Raw genomic sequence first — 14,346 nt, 5'->3', positions numbered from 1 at the left:
AGAGCGGCGGCCGCCCGATCTAAGGTGGACTGCGCGCGGTCGAGGCGGCCGACATACTGCGCCTGGAGCAGGCGCAGGGCGCCGGTGAGATCTTCTTGGCTGGCGGGTGCGCCGACGGGACGCATCGTGAGGGCGCCGCTGGCCGGCCCGAAGCCACCCGAGCGCACGATCTTGTCGAAGGCCTGACGGTGGCTGCGCACCAGGGTGTTGGTGTTCAGCGCGACCACGCCGAGCACGGCGAGCATCCCGGCGAACGCGAGCACGACGAGCACGCCCCAGTCGAGAACGGCGGCGATCAGGGCAACCAGTGCCAGGCCGGCGAGGGCGCCGATCGCGGCTAGATTCCGCTTCGAGGTCATGCCCATCCTTTGCTCGACCAGCTGAGGGAACGCGCCTGCCCGGACGGCTGAAGACCGGTGCATTACGCTCGGCAAGTATCCACCACGGCCAACCCGAAGGACCTCATTGACCGCCTCGCGCCTTGCGGTGCCGACCGGCGTGACCGGCGCCGCCGTCGGCGCGTCCGGGGGGTCCGTAGTGGTCGATCCGGCGCCCTTGCCGGTGGTCGATCAGGCCGTGACGCGCCTGGCGCGCCGTCCGATGGGGCCCGTCGACGTGCACGGCCTGGCGCGGGCTGCCCTGCGCACCGGTGCCCCCAAACTGCTCGATGTGCTCGCCCTGCGGGCGACCGAGGAGCGCTACGACGCCTCGGCCATCGGCGCGGCCCTCGATGCAGGCCGCGGGTGGCCGGGCCGGGCGCTCGCCCATCCACAGGAGGCGCTGGCCCTGGCCACGACTTGGGCGGTGGGCGACCCCGCCTGGCGCGACGGGAGGCGGGCGCGGACGGCATACGGCGAGATCCTGCGGGCCCTCGGACCGGACGTCTTCCGCGACGCCGAACAAGCTGCGTCCGTCTGGGCGCAACTCGCCTTCCTCGACGGCGACCGCGAGGAGGTCGAGCGGCTGCTCGGCGTGCTCCCGCTCTCGGCTGCGGAGAGTGCCGACCTGCGGATCGACCTTGCCAACCCGTATGCCGCGGGCGGGCCCAGCGATGCGCCGCGGTGGCTGGAGATGTTCAACGCCCGCCTCCGCGAGGCCGGTCTGTCGCCCGTCGCGATCGATCCCCGTGCCGAGCACCCCTTCGACGGTCTGCATGCGGCGCCGCCCGAGGCGGTTGACGGGCCCTTAGTCACGGTGATCGTGCCGAGCTTCCGGCCGGATCCGGCCGGGTTGTTCAACTCACTGCGCTCGATGCAGACGCAGTCCTACGGCAATCTCGAGATCCTGCTGGTGGACGATGCGTCGGGCCCGGGGTTCGGCGCGGTCTATGACGAGGCCCTGGCGCTCGACCCGCGCATCCGGCTGGTGCGGATGCGCGAGAACGGCGGCAGCTATCTCGGACGCAATGAGGCGATCTCCCGCTCGAAAGGGCGATTCGTGACGACCCAGGATTCCGACGACTGGTCGCACCCGGCTCGCATGGCCGCGCAAGTCCTTGCGCTGCAACAGAATCCGTGGGCACCCGCGAGCCGCAGCGATGCGATCCGCGCGCTGGACGATCTGACGCTCACCTGGCTCGGCTACCCCTCGCGACGGCGCAATGCGTCCTCCTTCATGGTGCGGCGCACGACCATCGCCACCGTGGGCGTCTTCGACACCGTCCGCAAGGGCGCGGACTCGGAGTATCACGAGCGGGTGGAACGCCGACTCGGGCCGAGCGTGGACACCGACACCCCGCTGGCGATCACTCGCTTGCGTGGCGGCTCGTTGTCGCGCAGTGACTTTCGGATGTTGTGGATGACTCCGGACCGCGCGCTCTATCGCACAAGCTTCCGTGCCTGGCACGACAGCATCACCTCGTCGACGCCGCCCTTGGACGGAGCGGCGCAAGTGCGTTCACGCACTTTTCCGGCCTCGGCGGCTTTCCGGCGCGCACTTCCGGGGGCGCCCGCCGACCGACGGTCGTATGACGTGGCCTACCTCGTCGACCCCGCCGCGCCGAGCGCGCTCACCGAGGAGCCGATGCGGGGACTGATCATTTCGCGTGACCGCATGAGTTGTCTTGTCTGCCAAGAGGATCCGACGCTGGGCAAACCACGCCGGCCGAATGCCTTGGCCAAGGCGATCTCACCCGTTCTGCGTGGGCGCATCGACATGATCAGCGCATCGGACGTAGTGTCGGCGAAGGTGTTGGTGGTGCTGACCCCGGGGTTACTGGAGATGCCGAGCCTGGACCGGCCGCACGTGCGAGCCGACCGGATCGTCGCACTCCTGCCGGAGCCGGCAGCCGGCGTGGCAGCCGACGTGCTCGCCATGCGCGACGGCGCGCGAGCGTTGTTCGGGGTGGAGATCGAATGGTGTGCTCCCACAGCGGAATCCGCGCAGCAGTGGGCGATCGACCTGGGTGAGGAGGCGGAGAGTCTCGAGGAGATTCTGGCCTCGGCTACGCCGGCCACGCCGGTCGCGGCGGCAATGCCAGTCACGCCGGTCGCGGCGGCAATCCCGGTCACGCCGGCCACGCCAGTCGCGGCGGTCACGCCGGCGGAGGTGGCCGAATGACTGCCAGCGAAGCCCGGCCCGTCCGGGATGTGCTGTTTCTGGCGGAGGACGCGCCGAGCGCCCAGCATCTCGCGCATCAGTGGGCCCTTGCCAATGCCGGCTCGGACGCGAATGCCGTTCTCGTGCACACAAACCGGCGCGCGCTAAGGGGACTGCCGGCACGCGTGCGACAGGCCCACCTCGGCCCCGGGCCTGCGGGCGCTGACCTGGCCCCGGCTCGTCGCGTGATCGGCGCCCTGGAATCGCACCCCGTCGTCACCAAGGCATTGCCTGCGGTTGGACTGGTGGTCGCCCCTAACGGGAAAGCCGCCTCGGTGAGCAAGACATTGCGCGGCCGTGCGGTCGACGTCATCGAATGGTCGGCCTTCGAGCGTGACCTGCGGGAGCAGCGCCTGCGCACGCTCCTGCGCGAGCAGCCACGCACCGCGGCCGGGCGCGCAGGATTAGCCGTCCTCATCGACGAGGCCTTGGACGAACCCGATCCCAGTGCGGACCTGGTGGCCGACATCGCCTCTGCTGCAGGCGGTTTGCTCGGCGCGAGTGGCTACCCACTGGTCCGCGAGCTGGCACCGCGCTTCGCGGCGCTCCCAGGCGAGCAGCGGACCGGCAGCGGGCTCGAAGCCATCGAGCGGATTGCGGAGATCAGCCTTGGTGCCGGTCCCCAGCCGGGTGATGCCGGTGTCGCCCGACGCGTCTTCGATGCGGCCGCCGATCGCGTCGATGCCGGCGACCTGACCGGTGCCGTGCGCCTGGTGACCTTGGGGCTCCGGCTGGTCTTTCACAGCGAACTGCACGCGGACGGCGAGCACTCGCTCCTGGTCGCCGATCCGCATACCGTCCTTGCGCCCTGGCGGGAGTCGCGATTTGCGCGGGAGGTGTTGGCCACGCGCCCGCCGCCGTCGCTCACAACGGTCGGTGGCGATAGCGCGGGGATGCGGACCGGAGCCAAGGGCGAGTTCGGACACGAGGCCGACGGATCGGATGCGGCCGGGCCGCGCATCGTGGTGCTGGCGGGTGCCTATGGCTCGTTCTATCGGCCGATTGTCGAGGTCCTCACCAAGGCCGGTCACGCGCCAGACCTGGTGCGTGCCGACGAACTCGGGCCGTTGCTCGGGCGGCGCGACCCAACCGACCAACTGGTCGGGCAGTGGTTACGCCTACGCGACCCGGACCGGTGGAGCGCGCTGCCCGAGGACACCGGCGCCGCCCGCCAACTCGGCGTCCTGCGCGACCGGCTGGCCGGCGCGGACATCGTCTTCGCCGACTGGTGCGACCCGGGCGCGCTGTTCGCCAGTTATCTCGCGCCCGCGAGCGCCCGGTTGATCATTCGGGTCCACCGGGTGGATGCCACCAAGGCCTGGGCGCAGCTGGTGGACTGGTCGCGCGTCGAGCGGGTGCTGCTGGTCAGCGACCACGTCCGCGACTTCTTCGCGCCGCAACTCGCGGCTCCCGGGGAGGCGATGCCCACACGACTGACCGTGGTCAACAACATCATCGACGTCGAGCGCTACCGACGTCCCAAGCTGCCGGGGGCCGAGCGGCGCATTGCCATGGTCGGGTGGGGCCGTCGCGTGAAGGATCCGATCTTCGCCGTCGATATCCTGCGCGAGCTGCTGCGTGATGATCCGTCCTGGCGCCTCCATCTGATCGGTCGCGACTTCGCCGACAGCGGCCTGCCGCCGGTCGCCGACTACCTCGCGCGCTTCCGCGAGCTCACCGCCGATCCTGCGCTGCGCGAGGCGATCGTCTGGGTCGGCTTCACGGGTCGGCTCGAAGAGGCTCTCGACGCCTGCGGATTCGCCCTGTCCACGAGCACGGTGGAGGGCTGGCCGGTCGGTGTCGTCGAGGCCGCCGTGTCCGGTTGCATTCCGGTCATTCGCGATTGGCCGCAGGTCGCGACGAAGGGCGGCGCCCGCGCGATCTATGCGGAGACGCCGGAGTGGGTGGTCGCCTCGCCCGCCGAGGGCGCCGGCCGCATCCGCACGTATGCCGATCCCGCCGCCTGGGCGGGCGAATCCGCTCGGTGCCGGAACGCAGCCGACCGTCTCACCGCTACCGGCGCCACCGAGGCGGAGGTTCTCGGCCTCATCCTCGGTCGGCCCTGACTCGGCCGCTGGCGATTTCCTCAGCCCCGCCGGCGACGGCGGGGGTGCCGGTCAGGGGCTCAGTTCGACGACTTCTCCGCCGCGAGCCGGGCAAGAAGGGCGCGGGCGGCGCTGACGTGCTCGGTGGGCAGGTGGTGGTCGGCAGCCGCGTGGGTCAGTGGGGAGTCCTGCGGCGCCAGCAGGATGATCGGCACGCCGAGTTCGCGCCATTCGGCGAGTTCGGACAACTCGCGCGGCGACCAGCCCAGGCCCTCGGGCGACGGACGGTCTACGACCAAAGCAAAGTCGGGCGTCCCGGCGAAGTCGTCGCTCACGACGACGCCCTTCTCCAGGTCCAAGTCGCGCAGCAGCGGTGCCAGTGTCGCCGACTCGTCGGTGACGAGGTGGAGAGCGATGGCCGCGCGCTCATCCGGCGACAGCAGTCCCAGAGCGCTCAAAAGTGGAGCCACCGTGGCGGCCCGGCTGCCCGGCACCCAGCCGGCGATTTGGACGACGCCGGCACCCGCCGTTGGGCCGGCAGTTGCGGAGGCGATCCGGCTATCGGACGCCGGACTCACGAGCTCGCCGAGCCCGTCGCTCGGCTCGGCTCCCGCACCCGGTGCGTGGCCCGGGCGAGGCGGCAGCGCGAGACCGGCAACCGATGCGCCGTTCGCTGTCGGCGTCCAGAGTCGAAGGCGCGTAGCCAGGGCGCTGCGGTGGGGGGACCACGCGGAGGTTGTGAGCAGGGCCGACGCCAGCGCCTCGCCACCGACGACGATCTCGTCGGCACGCGCAGCGATCAGGGTCAAGACGAGGTCCGCGACCTCGTCCGAATCGGGGAGCGCGAGGCCAGCGTCGGTGAGGATGCGTTCGGCGGCCACCAGCAACGCGCCTGGCGCCACGGCTTCACCGCCCACCGCCTCCGTTTCCCCATGGGTCGGCATATCGTCCAGGTGTGCGACCCAGCGCGGAACTACCTCCTGTTCGCGCAACACGGCCAGCAACAGGTGATCGGCAAGCCCGGTCGGCCCGCTGTAGCCCAGGTCCCACGCCGCGCCTCGGGAGCGCCAGCCGACAACGGCCCGATGGGCGGCTTCGGCATAGGTCTCGATGGCGACCCAGTCGCGAGGCGCAGCGATCGGGGCAGGGGAGCCGGCGGCATACGGCAACGAGATCGACGATCGGATCGCGGCATCGACAGGCGGAACGGGGCGGGCGCGCGGCACCGCGTCGGACAGGTCTGCCCGGACCACGTCAAAGGGCTGCGGCGCAAACGTCGTCAGCCAGGCGGCGGCCGTGCGCGCCGCCTGCGCTCGCCACGGCGCGAAGGCCCAACTGCTCACCAGCGTCCCGGTCACACGAGCCATCTTTGCCGACGTGCCCCGCGGTTTCCCCCTCCCAGGGCCGCGTGTCACTATGGACGGCATGCCTCGCACGCTCCCACCGGCACTTGCGCGCCCGAAAATGACCGCCCACGTGCACCGAAGTGTTGTGCTCGGTGTGACGACGGCGGTGGCCGGCGCCCTGGCGGCCGCCGCGCCCGTGGCTGCGGTGCCCACGCTGACGCAACCTGCGGCAAAGGCAGCCGCCGCGTGGACGGCACCCACTTTCGTCCGGGCCATCGGCGCACGTGGGTCCGCGGGCCTGTATGCGTGGGGCGCCGCATACAACCCCGTGACCGGCGAGATCCTCGTCGGCGACTACTTGAACTACCAAATGCGCCGGTTCACCTCGGGTGGCACCTTGCTCGGGTCGTTCTATCGCGCCGCCTCCGACCGGCGCGGCCAGCCCGAAGGGATCGCGGTCGACCCTCGGGACGGTTCGATCTATGTTTCCGACCACTCGCGGGACAACAAGGGCTATGTCGCCAAGTTCACGGCGTCTGGCCAGTTCGTGCGTGAATACAAGCTGAACACGCGCTATCAGGCCTGGATGGCGATGGATGCGTCCGGCTTTCTGTATGTCAGCGACAGCCAGGTGTGGAATAACGCCAGTGATCCGCCGAAAGTGCGCAAATTCCAACTGTCCGACAGCAGCACAACCGTCACAGAGGTTGCGAGTTGGGGGACCTATGGCACCGCGGGGGGCCAGATCAAATGGATCACCGGCATTGCGGTGGATCCGAGCAATGGGCGGGTCTATGTCGCCGACACGGCCAACAAGCGGGTCACCGCGTTCAACCCCGACGGCACCACCCATATGACGATCGGCACCGGCGCATTCACCGGGGATCTTCGGGGCATCGCTGTCAATCCGCGCACGCGCAAGCTCTATGTCGTGGATGCCAATGCTGGGCAGATCGAGATCTTCGACGCCGACACCGGTGCCGTGCTCGGCAATTTCGGGTCCCTGGGCACCGGCCCGGGCCAATTCGGTGACGGCGGCCGGCAGGTGACCATCGACGGCTCGGATAATGTCTGGGTCGCGGACTACGGAAACACGCGCGTCCTGAAGTTCACCGCTTCGGGGAGTTTCATCGGGGCCTACCCCAACCCGCCCCAGGATTCGCCCAAGGGCGCCATGGCCAATCCCCGCGATGTCGCCGTCAGTTCGACCAAGGCGGTCTATGCGGTCGAGCAGAACAATCACCGGGTTCAGCGCTTCAACGCCGACGGCTCGCCCAATCAGATGTGGGGCCGGCGCTCGTCCACCCCGCCGTTAGGCTTCAACTATCCCCGCGGAATCGCCATCCAGCCGGGCAACAATCGCATCTGGATCAGCAACACGACTCAGAGCCAGGTGCGGATCGTCACGCCGACCTTTGGCAAGGTCAAGGACATCTCCGGGTTCAGCGAACCGGTCGACATCGAATTCGGCAATGGTAAGGCTTATGTCGGGGACGCCAACGGCGGCTATGTCAAGATCCTCGATCCGGCGACCGGCACGGTCCAGGGGCAGATCAATGTCCGCGCCTCCGGTGTTGCCGTTGACCCCGATTCGGGCGATATCTACGTCTCGTCCTGGTACAACGACCGCATTTATCACTACACGAAGGACGGCCAACAGGCCTTCCCCGCCGTTATCGGCAGCCCCGGCACCGGCCCCGGCCAGTTCGTCACTCCGTGGGATATCGACATCATCGGTGGGCTGCTCTATGTCACCGACGCCGATCGGGCGTGCGTCGTCGTCTACGACCGCGCGGGCAACTTCGTGGGCGAGTTCGGCTCAGCGGGATCGCGTGCCGGACAATTCCAGAATCCGTCCGGCTTGACCCATGACAGGGCGGGGAAGATCTATATCGCCGACGCCGGCAACGACCGCATCCAGGTCTTCGACACCCTGGGTTATGTCAAGGCCGACACCACCGCACCGAGTGCATCGATCGCTGCGCCCAAGAGCGGTCAGGTGGTATCGCTGCCGGTCACTGTCACCGGGACGGTCAATGACAACCTGCGCAATGGCACGCTCGAAGTGGCCATCCAGGATCGCACCACCAAGCTGTGGTGGGACGGCCGCATCGCGACTTGGGGCACCACCAAGCAGTGGACGAATGCCGGCGTCAAGGGCGGGGACGTCAAGAACGGCCAGTGGTGGTTCCCGCTCATCGGGGCGGGCCGACGGGGCAGCTATGCCTTATCCGTGCGCCCCATCGACGCGGCGGGCAATATCGGCCCGATCGTCAGCACCACTTTCGCCACCTCCTGATCCGGCCACTTCCCCGTCTCCCCGGCGGCGCGCGACCCGGGGTGCGCTCGACCAAGGCGGAACGTGCGACCCGGTGTGCGCTCTCGACGGGCTGATGGTGCGCTGTCGACGGGGAGGTCAGCTGCAGGTGGGCGGTGCGGCGAGGTCGACAAACTTGGCGCCCACGGCCAGGTCGATGACGGCGTCGGTGCGCTTGTCGTTGACCCGCTTGGCGTCCGGGAGAGCCAGCGAGACGGCACGGGCCTCCTCGCGGCCCTCCGAGCCGTACCGGATCTCGCCGACACCGCTGATCTTCTTCTTCAGCGGATCATTGTCGACCTCACCGATCACGAAGCCGCGATCGCGTAGCTTCCGCGCCACCTCGGCGGCCAGACCCGCCTGCGTCGTGGCGTTGTAGACATTGACCGTCGTGTCCTTCGGCAAGGCCACCGGCGCTTTCGCCGACCCGGTCATGCACGACGAGGAGCCGACCGTCGTTCCGTGGTCGCTCTGGAGGTAGCCATAGGCCTTGTAGAAGGCGAAGGCGAGGAAGGCCAGGGCCACCAGCAGGGATAGCGCCGCGCGGATCTGGCGCATGCGCCGTGGCTGTCCGGCAACGATCGGAGCCGTCATTGCTCTGTTGGGTCCTTACTTCCTGCGCGGCCGGCCGGTGCCTGCGGGCGTCGACCTGGCGGACGGTTTACATTGACGTGCGTGACTGAGACACCTTCGCAGTTCCCGCCCGCGGACGCGACCGGGGGCTCCGAGCAGCCTCCCACCACCTCTGACGCCACGGCCGCCCCGGCGGTTGCCGCACCGGCCACGACGTCGGCTCAGGGTAGCGTCGCCGAGTCGGTGGACGGACCCGCTCAGGGCGGTGAGGCGAATAACGCTTTGGCCGCAACCATTCAGGCCGGCTATGCCTTCTCCGGCCCGGCCCTGGAGTTCGGTGCGGCAGTCGTCGAGGGCCGCGCCTATCCGCAGGCCAAGGTCAAGATTCCGCTCGCGGTGATGAATCGGCATGGGCTGGTGGCCGGCGCGACCGGCACTGGCAAGACCAAGACGCTGCAGGTGATGGCCGAACAACTGGCCGCCCAGGGCGTCCCCGTCTTTCTCGCCGACGTCAAGGGCGATCTGTCGGGTATCGCCTCGCCCGGCGTGGCGAACGACAAAATCACGGCGCGCGCCGCGGACATCGGCGAGGAATGGGCGCCGCGTGGCTTCGCGAGCGAGTTCTATGCGCTCGGGGGATTGGGCAAGGGCATACCGATCCGGGCCTCGATCTCCTCCTTCGGCCCGACCCTGCTCGCCAAGGTGCTCGGCCTGAACGCGACTCAGGAATCGAGCCTCGGGCTAGTCTTCCACTACGCCGATAACAACCAACTCTGGCTCGATGACCTGAAGGACCTGCGTGCGGTCGTCCAGTTCCTCACCAGTGACGAGGGCAAGGCCGATCTGAAATCCCTAGGTGGCCTGTCGTCGGCGACGGCGGGCGTGATCCTGCGCGAATTGATCACCTTTGCCGACAAGGGCGCCGATGTCTTCTTCGGCCTGCCGGAGTTCAACTCCCAGGATCTGCTGCGGACCAATGCCGACGGCACGGGGACAATCTCGCTTCTCGAACTCCCTGCGGTCCAGGACCGGCCCGAACTCTTCTCGACCTTCTTGATGTGGCTGCTCGCCGACCTCTTCCATGACCTGCCCGAGGTCGGCGATCTCGACAAGCCGAAGCTGGTCTTCTTCTTCGACGAGGCCCACCTGCTCTTCAATGACGCGAGCAAGGACTTCCTCGACGCCATTCAGCAGACCGTGCGGCTGATCCGCTCCAAGGGCGTGGGCATCTTCTTCGTCACCCAGTCACCCAAGGACGTCCCGACCGATGTCCTGGCCCAATTGGGCAACCGCGTCCAGCACGCCCTGCGCGCCTTCACGCCCGACGACGCGAAGGCGTTGCGGGCGGCGGTGAAGACCTACCCAAAGTCCGGCTACGACCTCGAGGAGCTCCTAACCACGCTCGGCACCGGTGAGGCCGTCGTCACCGTGCTCTCCGAACGCGGCGCGCCGACCCCCGTGGCGTGGACGCGCATGCGCGCACCCGAGTCGTTGATGGCGCCGTCGCCCGACGCCCTGATCGACGCGACCGTCGCCAATTCCCCGCTGCGCAGCACGTATGCCGTGGCCTCCGACCGCACCTCGGCCTTCGAGACGCTGCAGGCCAAGGCCGCGCCCGCTGCGCCGGCTCCGCAGGACGCTCCCGCTCCCAAGGCGCCGGCTCCGGCTCCCGCACCCAGGAGCGCGCCGGCGCGGGCGCCCAAGGAGGACCCGGGCATTGTGGAGTCGGTGGTGAAGTCGAGCGCCTTCAAGTCGATGCTCCGCTCCGCGGGCACGGTGCTCGGACGCGAGATCACCCGCTCGATCTTCGGCACGGCTCGCCGCCGCTGAGCGTCTCGCCGCCGCTGAGCGTCTCGCCGCGGCTGACCTCTCGCCGCCGCGGCACGGCTCGTCGCCGCTGAACCGTCTTGTCACCACCGAACGGCTCGTCGCCGGTGAGCGGCGACCCCTGCCCCGGTCACCCGAGCACGGCGGCAATCACGACGATCACGGGCGCACACGTCAGGGTCGTCACCAGGATCGTGTCGCGTGCCAGGGGCTCGGCCCGGCCGTAGCGCGTGGCGTGGGTGAAGATGTTCTGCGCCGTCGGCAGCGCCGAGGTGACGGTGACGGCGAGTAGCGCGTGACCGGTGATACCCAACCCATAGCGCGCCACGGCATACGCCACGAGGGGCTGGACGAAGGATTTGAGCATCGACGTCAACGCCACTTCGGCGGGTGCGCCGCCCCCGAAACGTGGCCCCAGCCGCAGGGCGACCCCATAGCCCAGGAGCATGGCGGGCACCGCCAGGCCGCCCACCAGCGCGATGGGATCGGCGACGGAGCGTGGCAGGGTCGTCCCGGTCAGCGACAGGGCGACCCCTATCAGCGACCCGATGGTCATCGGGTTGGTCAGCGGGCTCTTGGCGATCGACCACAGGTGCAGCCGCCCGCCGCGCCGGTCGTGATCGAGAATCGTCAGGGCCAACGGTTGCAGGACGAGCATCTGCAACAACAAGATGGGCGCGACCAGGGCCGCATCGCCGAGCACGTATGCGGCGATAGGGAGGCCGAGGTTGCCGGCATTGACATAGGCACTCGACAGATTTCCGATGACCAACTGGCCCAGCGGGCGATGCCATCGGGTGATCGCCACCGTCGAATAGATCGCCACCGGCACCACGACTCCAGCGATCGTGGCGAGCAGCTGCTCGGACATCAGCGCTCGGACATCTGCCTTCGCCAGCACCGTCAACAGCAGGGCCGGACTGCCGACGAGGAAGGACACATCGGCTAGCACTCGTTGCGCCGGCAGGTCGAGGACGCCGGTGTGGGCGAGCAAGAATCCGATGGCGATGACGAAGGAAATCGTCACAAAGCCTTCGAGCACGCCGCCCACATACGTCACACTGGCACCTGCACGTCTGTTCCGAGGGGGATGTCCACATGTCACAACGCCGCCGTCATGCCGTGTTGTCCGCCGCGTCGGGGTTGCTCATCGTGGCGCTGCCCGCCGCCACGGCCGCTGCGGATCATTCCGGGAACGCCGCGGATTCGCGCCACTCGGGGGCCGCGCGAGCGGTCCCCGCGGGCCCGGGAACCTATGTCCCGCAACGCATTATCGGCGGGCCCTCCAGCCCGGCGCTTTCCGCTTGGGGCATCGTGCACAACCCCCTCACCAACGAGATCCTCGTCGGTGACTACCTGACCAGTCAGGTCCGTCGGATGACCCGAGACGGTCGCTATCTCGGGGACCTGCAAAATCCCGGCAGCCGGATCGGCGGCGTCGCATCTGCGCTTGGAGTCGATCCACGGGACGGGTCGATCTATCTCGCCGTGACCGGTGAGGGCCGCACGTCCGACGATGTGCGCAAGTACGACAAATTCGGCAACTACCTCTTTGGTCTCGACATGCCGACGTCGACCACCTGGTTGACCGTCGACAAGGACGGCTATCTCTGGGTGCCTTCGGCCTACAAGGGGGCGCGCCTGACGCGATACCGCGTCGACAACGCCACCAAGTCCGCGACTGCGGTGCTGACCATCAGCAAGCCCGGCACCGGCCCCGGGCAGTTCGGCTCCCTCACGGGAATCGGCACCGACAATGCCGACAATGTCTACGTCGCCGACGTCGGCAACAAGGTCGTCCATGCCTATACGCCCACCGGTGCCTGGCGGTTCGACCTCGGCAAGGGCCTGTTCCCGGGTGACATCCGCGGCGTGACGGTCGACAACAGCACGGGCAATATCTACGTCGCCAACTCGGCCATCGGCACCATCGAGGTCTTCAGCAAGACCGGGACGCGCATCAAGACCTTCGGCGGCATCGGCACAGGAAACGGCCAATTCATCGACGGTGCCCGCCAACTGACCATGACGGCCGACGGCAACCTCTACGCCGCCGACTACGGCGGCCAGCGGGTCCAGCGCTTCACCGCCGGTGGCTCGTTCGCGGCCTTCTTCCCCAATCCGCCGATGCCGATGGACCGGGCCGGCATCGCCCAGTCGCGCGCGCTCGACATCGATCCCGTCACCGGCGACATCGTCATGGCCGATGCCTGGGGCCAGCGCGTCCTGCGCTACGGCCCCGACGGCACGCTGCTGGACTCCCACGGCCGGCGCGGCTCGACCACGCCGGACGGTATGAACTACCCCAAGGGGGTCGCCATCGACCCCGGCACGCGGAATGTCTGGGTCGCCAACTTCGAGGGCGCGCCCGACCTGGTCGGCTACACCAAGGACTTCGGCTCGGTGGTGCGCCGGATCGTCACCCCGCGCTTCATCAACGACCTCGAGTGGAGCGGGGGCCTGCTCTACGCCCTCGAACGCCGCCCCGGCGCGCTGCACGTATACAACCCGGCGACCGGCGGCGAGGTCCGTACCTGGGTCTCGACAAAGGGTCTGATTCGCGGGGTCGGCGTCGACGCTGCGACCAAGAACGTCTGGATCACCAGCGACACAAAGCCCGAGGTCTATGTCCTCTCACCGGCCGGCGCGATCATTCGCACCGTCCCGATCACCGGCCTGGGCTGGGATGTCGCGATCCGCGGCGACTACGCCTATGTCGCCAGCACCACCGGCAACACGGTGCAGATCTTCGACCGGCGGACCTACGCCCTCGTCGGCACGGTGGGCGGCACGGGGAGCAAGTTCGGGCAACTGAACCAGCCCAGCGGGCTGGCTTTCAACTCCGCCGGTTCGCTCTATGTCGTGGAGACCGCGGGGTCGCGGGTGCAACAGTTCTCGGTCGCCGCCCCGCCCCCCGCCGAGGCGGTCAAACCGACGACCACCATCGCCGCCACCGTCGTTGGCGGTCAACTCACCGTGACCGGCCGTGCGAGCGACGGCTCGGGAATCGCCGGCGTCGGCGTGCGCGTGCGCGACCTGACGACCAACCGCTACTTCCATGCCACCCTCGGGACGTGGGTCACCACCGCGACGCTCAACGCCGGCATCGTGTGGGGGCCGATCACGGCGACCGACTGGCGGTATGTCGTGCCGGGCACCCTGCCGGGCCGCTCCTATCGCGTCGATGCCGTCGCTACCGACCGGCGCGGCAATGCTTCTGCCACCATGACCACGACGCTCTCCGTCCCCTGACGGACTCCGCGCCTCAGATCCCCTACCCGTGGAGTTCCCGCCATGCCAGATCGCCTCGCCCGTATGCCGCGTCCTCGCCCCCGCGCGGCGGTGGCACTCCTCGCGACGTTGGCCCTGGTGGTCACCGCCCTCGTCGCCGGGGCGGGCTCCGCGACGTCGCTGACGGCACCGGGGGGCGCGACGCAACGCGGACCGGTAGTGGCGTCCTACGTCGCGGAACGGTTGATCGCCGCCCCTTCCTCCCCGGGTGTGGCGGCGTGGGACTGGCCTACAACCCGGTCAGCGATGAGTTGATCGTGGGCGACTACGTCTCGAAACAAGTGCGCCGCTATACCCGCACGGGGTCTATCTCGGTGACGTCCGCAACTCCGCCAAGACGATCGGCGGC

General features: G+C 68.9%; 9 protein-coding genes. 5 read left to right on the top strand and 4 right to left on the bottom strand.

What is annotated here, in order from left to right:
• Nucleotides 1–359: hypothetical protein (locus PKH97_RS04155; RefSeq protein WP_324386142.1), on the bottom strand; the 359-nt coding region annotated here is incomplete at its 3' end.
• A gap of 106 nt (nucleotides 360–465) precedes the next feature.
• Here PKH97_RS04155 and PKH97_RS04150 point away from each other — a divergent pair.
• Nucleotides 466–2,559, top strand: coding sequence for a glycosyltransferase family A protein (locus tag PKH97_RS04150; protein WP_324386141.1), 2,094 nt, complete (start codon nucleotides 466–468; stop codon nucleotides 2,557–2,559).
• Nucleotides 2,556–4,664 carry a glycosyltransferase gene (locus PKH97_RS04145; protein WP_324386140.1) on the top strand — a complete coding sequence of 703 codons (2,109 nt, stop codon included), beginning with the start codon at nucleotides 2,556–2,558 and terminating at the stop codon, nucleotides 4,662–4,664. Before PKH97_RS04150 ends, PKH97_RS04145 begins: the two co-directional genes overlap by 4 nt.
• 59 nt (nucleotides 4,665–4,723) lie before the next feature.
• Here PKH97_RS04145 and PKH97_RS04140 read toward each other — a convergent pair whose 3' ends face one another.
• A complete protein-coding gene (locus PKH97_RS04140; RefSeq protein WP_324386139.1) occupies nucleotides 4,724–6,001 on the bottom strand; it encodes a hypothetical protein in 1,278 nt (425 codons plus the stop codon).
• Between the two features lie 67 nt (nucleotides 6,002–6,068).
• Between PKH97_RS04140 and PKH97_RS04135 the strand changes: the two genes are divergently transcribed.
• Entirely contained in the window at nucleotides 6,069–8,288 is a 2,220-nt protein-coding gene (locus tag PKH97_RS04135) for an NHL repeat-containing protein (RefSeq protein WP_324386138.1), read from the top strand.
• 117 nt (nucleotides 8,289–8,405) lie between these two features.
• Here the strand turns inward: PKH97_RS04135 and PKH97_RS04130 are convergent, their stop codons facing one another.
• A complete protein-coding gene (locus PKH97_RS04130) occupies nucleotides 8,406–8,900 on the bottom strand; it encodes a LytR C-terminal domain-containing protein (RefSeq protein ID WP_324386137.1) in 495 nt (164 codons plus the stop codon).
• Nucleotides 8,901–9,122: 222 nt separating this feature from the next.
• Here PKH97_RS04130 and PKH97_RS04125 point away from each other — a divergent pair, with 222 nt between their 5' ends.
• Nucleotides 9,123–10,709 (top strand): helicase HerA-like domain-containing protein, encoded by a 1,587-nt coding sequence (locus PKH97_RS04125; RefSeq protein ID WP_324386143.1) that lies wholly within the window; start codon nucleotides 9,123–9,125, stop codon nucleotides 10,707–10,709.
• 127 nt (nucleotides 10,710–10,836) lie between these two features.
• Here PKH97_RS04125 and PKH97_RS04120 read toward each other — a convergent pair whose 3' ends face one another.
• Complete coding sequence (locus PKH97_RS04120) at nucleotides 10,837–11,766, bottom strand: AEC family transporter (protein WP_324386136.1); 930 nt, start codon at nucleotides 11,764–11,766, stop codon at nucleotides 10,837–10,839.
• Between the two features lie 38 nt (nucleotides 11,767–11,804).
• Here PKH97_RS04120 and PKH97_RS04115 point away from each other — a divergent pair, with 38 nt between their 5' ends.
• Complete coding sequence (locus tag PKH97_RS04115) at nucleotides 11,805–13,958, top strand: hypothetical protein (protein ID WP_324386135.1); 2,154 nt, start codon at nucleotides 11,805–11,807, stop codon at nucleotides 13,956–13,958.
• Nucleotides 13,959–14,346: the final 388 nt, after the last annotated feature.

It is taken from the genome of Nostocoides sp., from assembly GCF_035343835.1.
GTDB lineage: Bacteria > Actinomycetota > Actinomycetes > Actinomycetales > Dermatophilaceae > Nostocoides_A > Nostocoides_A vanveenii.
This window is presented reverse-complemented; position numbering and strand designations above follow the sequence as displayed.